We start from the raw sequence: 11,959 nt of genomic DNA on the forward strand, positions 1-11,959 counted from the left end.
AATGAGGGAACAGACCATGTCCCATGAATTCGATTACATCATCGTCGGTGCCGGCTCGGCCGGTAACACCCTGGCGACCCGCCTGACCGAAGACGAAGGCGTTACCGTCCTGCTGCTCGAAGCCGGTGGCCCGGACTACCGCGCCGACTTCCGCACCCAGATGCCGGCCGCCCTGGCCTTCCCGCTGCAGGGCCGCCGCTACAACTGGGCCTACGAGACCGATCCTGAGCCGCACATGGACGGCCGCCGCATGGAATGCGGTCGCGGCAAGGGCCTGGGTGGCTCCTCGCTGATCAACGGCATGTGCTACATCCGCGGCAACGCCATGGACTTCGACGGCTGGGCAGAACTGCCAGGCCTGGAAGACTGGACCTACCTGGACTGCCTGCCGTATTTCCGCAAGGCCGAAACCCGCGACATCGGCCCGAACGACTACCACGGCGGCGAAGGCCCGGTCAGCGTGACCACGCCTAAAGCCGGCAACAACCCGCTGTTCCACGCCATGGTCGAAGCCGGCGTGCAGGCCGGTTACCCGCGCACCGAAGACCTCAACGGCTACCAGCAGGAAGGCTTCGGTCCGATGGACCGTACCGTGACCAAGAAAGGCCGTCGCTCCAGCACCGCCCGCGGCTACCTGGACACCGCCAAGAAGCGTTCGACCCTGAACATCGTCACCCACGCCCTGACCGACCGCGTGCTGTTCGACGGCAAGCGTGCAGTAGGCGTGAGCTACCTGGTGGGTTCCAGCGAAGAGCGCGTCGAAGCCCGTGCCCGCAAGGAAGTCATCGTCTGCTCCGGCGCCATCGCCTCGCCGCAACTGCTGCAACGCTCCGGCGTCGGCGCGCGCGAGCTGCTGGAAGGCCTGAACATCCCTGTGGTTCACGACCTGCCAGGCGTGGGCGAGAACCTCCAGGACCACCTGGAGCTGTACCTGCAATACGCCTGCACCCAGCCGGTCTCGCTGTACCCGTCGCTGCTCTGGTACAACCAGCCGGCCATCGGTGCCGAGTGGCTGTTCAACGGCACCGGCATCGGCGCCAGCAACCAGTTCGAAGCCGGCGGTTTCATCCGTACCCGTCCTGAGTTCGAATGGCCGAACATCCAGTACCACTTCCTGCCGGTGGCGATCAATTACAACGGCAGCAACGGCGTACAGGAACACGGCTTCCAGGCCCACATGGGCTCGATGCGCTCGCCTAGCCGCGGCCGCATCCACGTGAAGTCCAAGGACCCACGCCAGCACCCGAGCATCCTGTTCAACTACATGGCCACCGAGCAGGACTGGCAGGAATTCCGTGACGGCATCCGCCTGACCCGCGAAATCATGGCTCAGCCTGCCCTGGACGCCTTCCGTGGTCGCGAGATCAGCCCGGGCGCCGAGGTGCAGACCGACGAAGAACTGGACAAGTTCATCCGCGAGCACGCCGAAACCGCGTTCCACCCGTCCTGCTCGTGCAAGATGGGCACCGACGACATGGCCGTGGTCGACGGCCAGGGTCGCGTGCATGGCATGCAGGGCCTGCGTGTGGTCGATGCCTCGATCATGCCGATCATCATCACCGGCAACCTCAACGCCACCACGATCATGATCGCCGAGAAAATCGCCGACAAGATCCGTGGCCGCAAGCCACTGCCGCGCAGCACCGCCAAGTACTTCAAGGCCAATGGCGCGCCGGTCAAGGGCAAGGCCATGCGTGAGGTGAAGCAGGCTTGAGACCGATCGCGGGACAAGCCCGCTCCTACGGACCTGTAGGAGCGGGCTCGCCCCGCGATAAGGCCCACCCTGGCACCACAAATCAGGCACCCGATGGGTGCCTTTTTTGTGCCCGCGATTAACCCTTTACAGCCCGCCAACCCCTCAGGTTAGAATCTTTGGCACGCGCCCTGCTTATCGACAGCACGCCGCCCCTTCCTGCTTTTCCCCGGAGTACTGCCTTTGGATGCGTCCACCATCAATAGCCTGTTCTTGATCGGCGCATTGCTGGTAGGTGCAAGTATTCTGGTCAGCTCATTGTCTTCACGACTGGGCATCCCGATCCTGGTCATCATTCTCGCCGTCGGCATGCTCGCCGGCGTGGACGGTGGCGGCATCATCTTCAACAACTACCCGACCGCCTACCTGGTGGGCAACCTGGCCTTGGCGGTGATCCTGCTCGACGGCGGCCTGCGCACTCGGGTGGCGAGTTTCCGCGTGGCCTTGTGGCCGGCCTTGTCGCTGGCCACCCTGGGCGTGCTGGTCACCACCGGCCTGACCGGCATGGTCGCCGCCTGGCTGTTCGACCTGAGCCTGATCCAGGGCCTGCTGATCGGCGCCATCGTCGGCTCCACCGACGCCGCGGCGGTGTTCTCCCTGCTCGGTGGCAAAGGCCTCAACGAGCGGGTGACCGCCACCCTGGAAATCGAGTCAGGCAGTAACGACCCGATGGCGGTATTCCTCACCGTCACCCTGATCGACATGATCGCCAGCGGCCAGACCGGCCTGCACTGGAGCCTGCTCACCCACCTGCTGCGCGAGTTCGGCATCGGTGGCCTGCTGGGCCTGGGCGGTGGCTGGCTGATGCTGCAACTGGTCAACCGCATCAACCTGGCCGGCGGCCTTTACCCGATCCTGGTGATCGCCGGCGGCCTGGTGGTGTTCTCCCTGACCAACGCCCTGCATGGCAGCGGCTTCCTGGCCGTGTACCTGTGCGGCCTGGTGCTGGGCAACCGGCCGATCCGCAGCCGCCACGGCATCCTGCACATGCTCGACGGCATGGCCTGGCTGGCACAGATCGGCATGTTCCTGGTCCTCGGCCTGCTGGTCACCCCCCACGACCTGCTGCCGATCGCCCTGCCGGCGCTGGGCCTGGCGCTGTGGATGATCATCGTGGCCCGGCCCCTGTCGGTGGTCGCCAGCCTGTTGCCGTTCAGGGCCTTCCACGGGCGCGAGAAAGCCTTCATCTCCTGGGTCGGCCTGCGCGGCGCGGTACCGATCATTCTGGCGGTGTTCCCGCTGATGGCCGGCCTGCCCGACGCCCAGCTGTTCTTCAACCTGGCGTTCTTTATCGTCCTGGTCTCGCTGCTGGTGCAGGGCACCAGCCTGCCGTGGGTGGCCAAATTGCTCAAGGTGACGGTGCCGCCGGACCCGGCGCCGATCTCCCGCTCGGCCCTGGAAGTGCACATCACCAGCGAGTGGGAACTGTTCGTCTATCGCCTGGGTGCGGAAAAATGGTGCATCGGCGCAGCCCTGCGCGAGCTGAAAATGCCCGAAGGCACCCGCATCGCCGCCCTGTTTCGCGGCCAGCAACTGCTCCATCCGTCGGGAAGTACCACCCTGGAAGTCGATGACCTGCTGTGCGTCATCGGTCACGAACACAACCTGCCGGCCCTCGGCAAGCTGTTCAGCCAGGCGCCGCAACGCGGCCTGGACCTGCGCTTCTTTGGTGACTTCGTGCTCGAAGGTGACGCAGAACTGGGGGCTGTAGCGGCGTTGTACGGTTTACAGCTCGACGGCCAGGACCCGCACACGCCACTCAGTCGCTTCATTGCGCAGAAGGTTGGCGGCGCGCCGGTGGTCGGCGACCAGATCGAATGGAACAACACACTATGGACGGTGGCAGTGATGGAAGGGAACAAGATCCTCAAAGTGGGCGTCAAATTCCCCGAAGGTACTCGACCCGGCCCCGGGTTGTTCCTTTAAACTTTGAACTTCGCTTCCTTCTGCAAAGAACTGTCTGCCTATGTCCCTGCGCGTCTATGTTTGCGCAGCCCTGCTCGGGCTGTGCCTGTCACTCTCCTTCGCCTATGCGGCCGAGCCGCCCACCAGTGCGTCGGTCCAGGCCAGCCTCGACAAGATTGCCGAGCGCAAGCTGCCAGAGGCCGAGCAAAAGGCCCTGCAGCAGGTTCTGCAACAGACCCTGACCTTCCTCAGTAGCAAGGAAGACGCCGAGAAAAAGCTCGCCGCGCTCAAGCTGCAGCTCAATGACGCGCCGCGCCAGACCAGCGAAAACCAGCGCGAACTGGCCAAGCTCAACGACAGCAAGGTGATCCCCGTGGCCCAGCGCTATGCCGCGTTGAGCGTGCCGCAGCTGGAGCAGATGCTGACCGAGCGCACCACCCAGCAAAGCGATTTGCAAAAGGCGCTGTCCGAAGCCAATAGCCTGACCATCACCTCGCAGACCCGCCCGGAGCGCGCCCAGGCCGAAATCAGCGCCAACCAGACCCGCGCCCAGCAGATCAACACCAGCCTCAAGCTGGGCAAGGAAGCCGGCAAGCCGCTGAGCGCCGATCAGCGCAACCAGCTCAATGCCGAACTGGCGGCGATCAATGCCGTGACCCTGCTGCGCCGCCAGGAGCTGGCCGGCAACAGCCTGCTGCAAGACCTGGGCAACAGCCAGCATGACCTGCTGATCGAGCGCGCCGCGCGCATGGAGCAGGAAATCCAGGACCTGCAGACGCTGATCAACCAGAAGCGCCTGGCCCAGTCCCAGCAGACCGTCACCGAACAATCCCTGGAAGCGCAGAAGGCCGGCGGCAGCACCCTGCTCGCCACTGAAAGCGCGGCCAACCTGAAACTCTCCGACTACCTGCTGCGCAGCACCGACCGCCTCAACGAACTGACCCAGCAGAACCTCAAGACCAAGCAGCAACTGGACAGCCTGACCCAGGCCGACCAGGCGCTGGACGAGCAGATCAGCGTGCTCAAGGGCAGCCTGCTGCTGTCCAAGATCCTCTACAAGCAGAAGCAGGCCTTGCCGCACCTGAGGCTCGACCGCGACCTGGCCGACCAGATCGCCGACATCCGCCTGTACCAGTTCGAGGTCAACCAGCAGCGCGAGCAGATCAGCAGCCCGAGCAACTACGTGGACAAACTGCTGCTCAACCAGCCGCAGGAAAACGTCACCCCGGAGCTGCGCAAGGCCCTGCTGGAAGTAGCCATCACCCGCAGCGACCTGCTGGAGCGGCTCAACCGCGAACTGAGCGCCTTGCTCAATGAATCCATCACCCTGCAGCTGAACCAGAAGCAACTGCTGAGCACCGCCCAGGGCCTGCGCACCACCCTCGACGAGCAGATGTTCTGGATCCCGAGCAACAAGCCGCTGGAGCTGGAATGGCTGCGCACCGTCCCCGAGCGCTTGCAGAAGCAGGTGGCCAGCCTGCCCTGGGGGGCAGGTATCAAGGAACTGGCCGACGGCCTGGCCCAGCGCCCGCTGCTGTTCTTGCCGTGGCTGCTGCTGATCGGTGCCCTGTTGTGGAGGCGCAAATACCTCTATGGCCGCCTGAGCAAGGTTCACCAGGATGTCGGCCACTTCAAGCGTGACAGCCAGTGGCACACGCCCCAGGCGATCCTGATCAACATCCTCCTGGCCATGCCCCTGAGCATCGGCCTGGCCCTGTGCGGCCTGGCCCTGCAGATCGACGCCCGCGGCCAGAACGCCAACCTCGGCGCCGCCCTGCTGCAAGTCGCCCAGGCCTGGCTGGTGTTCTACACCGCCTACCGGATCCTTGCGCCGGGAGGTGTGGCAGAGCTGCATTTCCGCTGGGAAAAACCCCAGGTCGAATTCCTGCGTGGCTGGATCCGTCGCCTGGGCACCGTGGTCCTGGCCCTGGTCGGCGTGGTGGCGGTGGCCGAGCATCAGCCGTCGGCCCTGGCCGATGACGTGCTGGGCATCGGCGTGGTACTGACCTGCTATGCCCTGATGGCCTGGTTGCTCAGCCGCCTGCTGCTGAGCAGCCCGACCCACCAGAACACCTCGCTGTTCCGCAAGGCGGTGGGCGTGGCCTTCACCATCCTGCCGGTGGCGTTGTTCATCGCCGTGTGCTTCGGCTACTACTACACCGCACTGAAGCTCACCGACCGCCTCATCGACACCCTGTACCTGCTGCTGTTCTGGCTGGTGATCGAGGCGGCCTTCGTTCGCGGCCTGGCCGTGGCGGCCCGGCGCCTGGCCTACCAGCGGGCGCTGAGCAAGCGCCAGGCGGTCAAGGAAGGCCTGGATGGCGAAGTGGTCGAAGAACCGACCCTGGACATCGAACAGGTCAACCAGCAGTCCCTGCGCCTGATCCGCCTGGCCCTGCTCGGCGGCTTCATCGCCGCGCTGTACTGGGTCTGGTCCGACCTGATCAGTGTGTTCGACTACCTCGACAACATCACCCTGTACGAGTACACCAGTGGCACCGGCGCAGCCATGAGCATGGTGCCGATCAGCCTGCGCGACGTGCTCGGCGCCCTGGTGATCATCGGCATTACCATTGCCCTGGCCCGCAACCTGCCCGGCCTGCTCGAAGTCCTGGTGCTTTCGCGCCTGAACCTGGCCCAGGGCAGTGCCTACGCCACCACCACGCTGCTGTCCTACGTGATCGCCGGGGTCGGTTTCGTCTCCACCCTGTCGGCCCTCGGGGTCAGCTGGGACAAGCTGCAATGGCTGGTGGCCGCGCTCTCGGTCGGCCTGGGCTTCGGCATGCAGGAAATCTTCGCCAACTTCATCTCCGGCATCATGATCCTGTTCGAGCGTCCGGTACGGATCGGCGACACCATCACCATCGGCAACCTGTCCGGCACGGTGAGCAAGATCCGCATCCGCGCCACCACCATCACCGACTTCGATCGCAAGGACATCATCGTCCCGAACAAGACTTTCATCACCGGGCAACTGATCAACTGGTCGCTGACCGACACCATCACCCGGGTCACCCTCAAGCTCGGCGTCGACTACGGCTCGGACCTGGACCTGGTGCGCACCCTGCTGCTCAAGGCCGCCAACGACAACCCGCGGGTCCTCAAGGAACCGGCGCCGATTGTCTACTTCCTCAACTTCGGCGAAAGCACCCTGGACCACGAACTGCGCATGCACGTACGCGACCTGGGCGACCGCAACCCGGTGCTCGACGAGATCAACCGCTACATCAACAAAGAGTTCAAGAAGCAGCACATCAACATCTCGTTCCGGCAGATGGAGATCTACCTGAAGAACATGCAGGGCCAGGAGTACAAGATGGTTCCGGTAGAAAGCCTGGACAAGACCGTGCTGCCTGCCCCCGACGAGTTCAAGCCAGGTGAGCAGAAGCCGGGCAAGCAGGCCTGACTGGACGCCAACGGCCATACCCTTGCAGAATACTCAGGTTTTCTCCAGGAGATGGCCGTTGAAAGCCCTCGACGAACTGACCTTCGACAACCGCTTCGCCCGCCTGGGCGATGCCTTCTCAACCCAGGTACTGCCTGACCCGATCGCCGACCCCCGCCTGGTGGTGGTCAGCGAGGCGGCCATGGCCCTGCTCGACCTGGAACCGACCGAAGCGCAGTCGCCGGTGTTCGCCGAGCTGTTCGGCGGCCACAAGCTGTGGAGCGAGGCCGACTCACGGGCGATGGTCTATTCCGGGCATCAGTTCGGTTCCTACAACCCGCGCCTGGGTGATGGCCGTGGCCTGCTGCTGGGTGAAGTACGCAACGACGCCGGCGAGTACTGGGACCTGCACCTCAAAGGCGCCGGCGAGACACCCTACTCGCGCATGGGCGACGGACGCGCCGTGCTACGCTCCTCGATCCGCGAGTTCCTCGCCTCCGAAGCCCTGCAGGCCCTGGGCATCCCCAGCAGCCGCGCACTGTGCGTGATCGGCTCCAGCACCCCGGTGTGGCGCGAAACCCAGGAGCGTGCCGCCATGCTCCTGCGCCTGGCCCCGAGCCACGTACGTTTCGGCCACTTCGAGTACTTCTACTACACGCGCCAGCCCGAACAGCAGCGGATCCTTGCCGAGCATGTGCTCAACCTGCATTTTCCCGAGTGCCGGAACGAGCCCGAGCCTTACCTGGCCATGTTCCGCCAGATCGTCGAGGCGAACGCCGAACTGATCGCCCTGTGGCAGGCCTACGGGTTCTGCCATGGGGTGATGAACACCGACAATATGTCGATCCTGGGCATCACCTTCGATTTCGGCCCGTTCGCCTTCCTCGACGATTTCGATGCCAACTTCATCTGCAACCACTCCGATGACAGCGGACGCTACAGCTACAGCAACCAGGTGCCCATCGCCCACTGGAACCTCAGCGCCCTGGCCCAGGCCCTGACGCCGTTCATCAGTGTCGAAGCCCTGAAGGAAGCCTTGGCCCTGTTCCTGCCGTTGTATGAAGCCCACTACCTGCACCTGATGCGCCTGCGTCTGGGCCTGACCCAGGCCGAAGCGGACGACAAGGCCCTGATCGAACGCCTGCTGCAACTGATGCAACAGGGTGCCGTCGACTACACCCTGTTCTTCCGCAAGCTTGGCGATCAACCGGCCGAACAGGCACTGCATGTGGTGCGCGACGATTTTGTCGACCTGGCCGGTTTCGACCGCTGGTCGCAGGACTACCTGGCGCGCCTGGCCCGCGAGCCCGACAACGCCCAGGGCCGGCGCGAGCGCATGCATGCGGTCAACCCGCTGTACATCCTGCGCAACTACCTGGCCCAGCGCGCCATCGAAGCGGCCGAGGGCGGTGACTACGAAGAAGTACGGCGCCTGCACCAGGTGCTGTGCAAGCCGTTCGAAGAACAGCCGGGGATGGAAGCCTATGCCGAGCGCCCACCGGAGTGGGGCAAGCATCTGGAGATCAGTTGCTCGTCGTAAGCCGCCCCACACGTGTAGGAGCGGGCTTGTCCCGCGATTGAACGCACCGCCCCCTCGCGGGACAAGCCCGCTCCTACACCCACCTTCAACCCTGGAGTACCAATGACCGATCCATTAGTAATCCCCTGCCCCCAGTGCAACGGCCTGAACCGCATCCCCGCCGACCGCCTGGGCGACGCGCCCAAATGCGGCCGCTGCAAAAGCCCGGTACTGCTGGATAAACCCTTCGAACTCAAGCAAGGCGACTACGCCAGCCAGATCAAGGGCGACCTGCCGTTGCTGATCGATGTGTGGGCCGACTGGTGCGGGCCGTGCAAGTCGTTCGCGCCGATCTTCGAGCAGGCCGCCAGCCAGCTCGGCGGACGCTGCCGCCTGGCCAAGCTGGACAGCGAGGCCAATGCGCAACTTTCGGGACAACTGGGCATTCGCTCGATTCCCAGCCTGATCCTGCTCAGGAACGGCCGGGAAGTGGCGCGCCAAAGTGGTGCATTCCCACTCCAGCAACTGCTGGAGTGGCTGCGCAGCCAGGGGATCTAGGCGTTTTCTTCGAGCAGCGCGTGCAACTCGACAAACTGCTGGGTCAGCTTGTGGCGCGGTTCAAGGTGAATCAGCGGCAGGTTGGCCTGGTGTGATTCACGCATCTTCACCGAACTGTTGAGGTACACCGGCAGCACCGGCAAGCCTTCGGCCAGCAGCTCGTCGAGCATCTGCTGGGGCAGGCTGGCACGGGCCTGGAACTGGTTGACGACGATGCCTTCGACTTGCAGGTCTTCGTTGTGATCGTCCTTGAGCTCTTCGATCTCGGCCAGCAGGCCATACAGCGCCTGGCGGGAAAAGCTGTCGCAGTCGAAGGGGATCAGCACACGATCAGCGGCGATCAACGCAGAAACCGCATAGAAGTTCAAGGCAGGCGGGGTATCCAGGTAAATCCTGTCGTAGTCTTCGTCCAGTTCGTCGAGCAGCTTTCGCAGCTTGTTGATCTTGTGCTTGGCCTCAAGCTTGGGCTGCAGGTCGGCAAGCTCGGGCGTGGCCGTCACCACATGCAGGTTGTCGAACGGGGTTTCGTAGATGTCGACCTTGTTCTTCTTGGCGAACGGCCCGGTGGAGAGGGTTTGCTTGAAGAAATCGGCAATGCCCATGGGAATGTCTTCGCCGGTCAGTCCGGTGAGGTACTGGGTCGAGTTGGCCTGGGCATCCAGGTCGATCAACAGGGTCCGATAGCCTTCACTGGCACTCACCGCCGCCAGGTTGCAGGCAATGCTCGACTTACCCACACCACCTTTCTGATTGAACACCACGCGCCGCATGGAAAGACCTCCGTGTGTCAGGGAAGGTCCGAGTATGTGGGGCTGGCCCCGGCTTGACCAGCACCGTCTGGCTCAAGTTGCCAGAGAAACGACCGACAACCGTTTACCGCCGTATGTCGGAAAATTGCAGAACTGTCTGACAAATCCTGTGGCTGGAGGTCTTTTACAGATCGGGATCCTTGTATCCACCATTTGCTACGTACCCACGTCACCGGGATAATGCGCGCCACTCGGCGACTGCGCCAACCCCTGTCAGGTCGTGAAGCCCGAGTCACACCCTCGGCAAGGCAGTCCTTCAGGGCGGGAAACGAGTATTGTGATCACCTTCAATATCAGCCAATGGCGGGCGTGGGCGCCCGGCCTGCAGTCGGCCGCCGACTGGCAGGGCTGGAGCCAGGCGCGCCAACCCTTCGAGCCAGGCGATGCGGCGCCGGATGTGTCGTTCTTGCCCGCCATGCAACGCCGTCGCCTGAGCCACCTGGCAAGAATGGCGTTCGCCGTGGGCTGGCCGCTGGCCGAAGGACTGCAGGACCTGCCGCTGGTGTTCATCTCCCGCCATGGAGAAACACCGCACACGTTCGCCATCCTCAGTGACCTGGCAAACGCGCAGCCCTTGTCGCCTACCCGCTTCAGCCTGTCGGTGCACAATGCCGTGATCGGCCTATGGTCGATCATGCGCGGCGAGACCTGCGAGATGACCGCCCTGGCCGCTGCCGGTGACGGCTTCGAACACGGCCTGCTGGAAGCCGCCGGCCTGTTGCACGAGGGCGCTGCGGCCGTGTTGCTGATCATTACCGAAGAACGACCGCCCCAGGCCTACAACGACTGGGTCAAGGACGTGCCGTTCGACTACGCCCTGGGGCTGATAGTGACCCCCGGTGACGACTGGACGCTGAGCCTGAGCGAAGGCGCCGCGCCCGTCGCCAATGAACCGCATGCGCTGCACTGGTTGCGCAGCCTGCTCTGCGGCCAAACCACCTGTACCCATCGCTGGAACAACCGTACATGGAACTGGCAACACAAGCCTTGAGCAGACCACGGGACGCCTTCTACTGGCGCCTGCTGGCCACCGCCTGCAGCTTCCTGCTGTTCGGCGTCGGCAGCCTGTGCCTGCGCGTGCTGGTTTTCCCGCTGCTGGCCTGCCTGCCCGGTGACCGCCTGCACCATCGTCAACGGGCACGGCACACCATCAGTTGGCTGTTCTGGCGGTTCGTTCGCTTCATGTACTGCAGCGGCGTGCTCACCTATGAGGTGCAGGGCGCCGAGCGGCTCGGGCGTCCCGGGCAGATGATCGTTGCCAACCACCCGTCGCTGATCGATGTGGTGTTTCTCATCGGCCTGGTGCGCCAGGCCAACTGCGTGGTCAAGCAGACCCTGTTTCACAACCCCTTCACCCGTGGCCCCGTGCGCGCGGCACAATACATCAGCAACGATGGCAGCATGGCCATGCTCGACACTGCGGCCCAGGCCCTGCAGGCGGGCCAGACCCTGGTCATCTTTCCCGAAGGCACCCGCACCGTGCCCGGCCAGGCCCTGGCCTTTCATCGTGGCGCCGCCGCCATTGCCTTGCGCGGTGCGAAAATCATCACGCCAGTGACCATCAAGGTCAGCCCCACGACCCTGACCAAGGCCGAACCCTGGTACCGGATTCCCCGACGCCGCGTGCATTTCAGCCTGCGGATCGGCGAGGATATCGACCCCCAGGCGTTCGCCGCCCAAGGGCCTGCGCCCCAGGCCTCGCGCAAGCTGAACGATTACCTGCACCAGTATTTCACCAAGGAGCTCGCCACAGATGAGCGTTCCACAGCAAGACCTTAACCGTGACATCAAGCTGCTGATCATCGAGGCCCTGGGCCTGGAGGACATCAGCGCCCAGGATATCGACGACGAGCAGACCCTGTTCGGCGAAGGCCTGGGCCTGGACTCGGTGGACGCCCTGGAGCTCGGCCTGGCGATCCAGAAGCGCTATGGCATCAAGATCGACGCCGATGCCAAGGACACCCGCAACCACTTCACCAGCGTGGCCAGCCTTGCGGCTTTCGTCACCGCCAAACAGGCAGCCTGAGACA

General features: G+C 64.1%; 9 protein-coding genes. 8 read left to right on the plus strand and 1 reads right to left on the minus strand.

All coding sequences use genetic code 11. From position 1 onward, the window contains the following. The first annotated feature begins 16 nt into the window (after nucleotides 1-16). From betA to trxC, 5 genes are all read left to right on the plus strand, one after another. Nucleotides 17-1,714 (plus strand): choline dehydrogenase, encoded by a 1,698-nt coding sequence (gene betA / locus M2D63_RS11565; RefSeq protein WP_285863050.1) that lies wholly within the window; start codon nucleotides 17-19, stop codon nucleotides 1,712-1,714. A 222-nt stretch (nucleotides 1,715-1,936) separates the two neighbouring features. Then, entirely contained in the window at nucleotides 1,937-3,679 is a 1,743-nt protein-coding gene (locus M2D63_RS11570; protein WP_285863052.1) for a potassium/proton antiporter, read from the plus strand. Between the two features lie 40 nt (nucleotides 3,680-3,719). After that, nucleotides 3,720-7,064, plus strand: a complete 3,345-nt coding sequence (mscK, locus tag M2D63_RS11575) for a mechanosensitive channel MscK (protein WP_285863053.1) — start codon at nucleotides 3,720-3,722, stop codon at nucleotides 7,062-7,064. A 58-nt stretch (nucleotides 7,065-7,122) separates the two neighbouring features. Continuing rightward, nucleotides 7,123-8,583, plus strand: coding sequence for a protein adenylyltransferase SelO (gene selO / locus M2D63_RS11580; protein WP_285863054.1), 1,461 nt, complete (start codon nucleotides 7,123-7,125; stop codon nucleotides 8,581-8,583). 102 nt (nucleotides 8,584-8,685) lie between these two features. Continuing rightward, entirely contained in the window at nucleotides 8,686-9,120 is a 435-nt protein-coding gene (gene trxC / locus M2D63_RS11585; protein ID WP_285863055.1) for a thioredoxin TrxC, read from the plus strand. Here the strand turns inward: trxC and M2D63_RS11590 are convergent. Further along, nucleotides 9,117-9,890, minus strand: a complete 774-nt coding sequence (locus M2D63_RS11590) for a ParA family protein (RefSeq protein ID WP_285863056.1) — start codon at nucleotides 9,888-9,890, stop codon at nucleotides 9,117-9,119. The two genes, trxC and M2D63_RS11590, sit on opposite strands and share 4 nt — an antisense overlap. Before the next feature lie 316 nt (nucleotides 9,891-10,206). On the opposite strand from M2D63_RS11590, the gene M2D63_RS11595 reads away from it, so the two are divergent. From M2D63_RS11595 to M2D63_RS11605, 3 genes are read left to right on the plus strand one after another with little or no spacing between them, the layout of a single operon-like run. Continuing rightward, the gene (locus M2D63_RS11595) at nucleotides 10,207-10,920 is read left to right on the plus strand and encodes a beta-ketoacyl synthase chain length factor (RefSeq protein ID WP_285863058.1); all 714 of its coding nucleotides are present in this window, start codon (nucleotides 10,207-10,209) and stop codon (nucleotides 10,918-10,920) included. Next, the gene (locus M2D63_RS11600) at nucleotides 10,896-11,708 is read left to right on the plus strand and encodes a 1-acyl-sn-glycerol-3-phosphate acyltransferase (protein WP_285863059.1); all 813 of its coding nucleotides are present in this window, start codon (nucleotides 10,896-10,898) and stop codon (nucleotides 11,706-11,708) included. Before M2D63_RS11595 ends, M2D63_RS11600 begins: the two co-directional genes overlap by 25 nt. Then, nucleotides 11,683-11,955 carry a phosphopantetheine-binding protein gene (locus M2D63_RS11605; RefSeq protein ID WP_285863060.1) on the plus strand — a complete coding sequence of 91 codons (273 nt, stop codon included), beginning with the start codon at nucleotides 11,683-11,685 and terminating at the stop codon, nucleotides 11,953-11,955. The genes M2D63_RS11600 and M2D63_RS11605 overlap by 26 nt, the downstream gene beginning before the upstream one ends. Nucleotides 11,956-11,959 lie beyond the last annotated feature (4 nt).

Origin of the sequence: Pseudomonas sp. BJa5 (assembly GCF_030272875.2) — a bacterium.
Lineage (GTDB): Bacteria > Pseudomonadota > Gammaproteobacteria > Pseudomonadales > Pseudomonadaceae > Aquipseudomonas.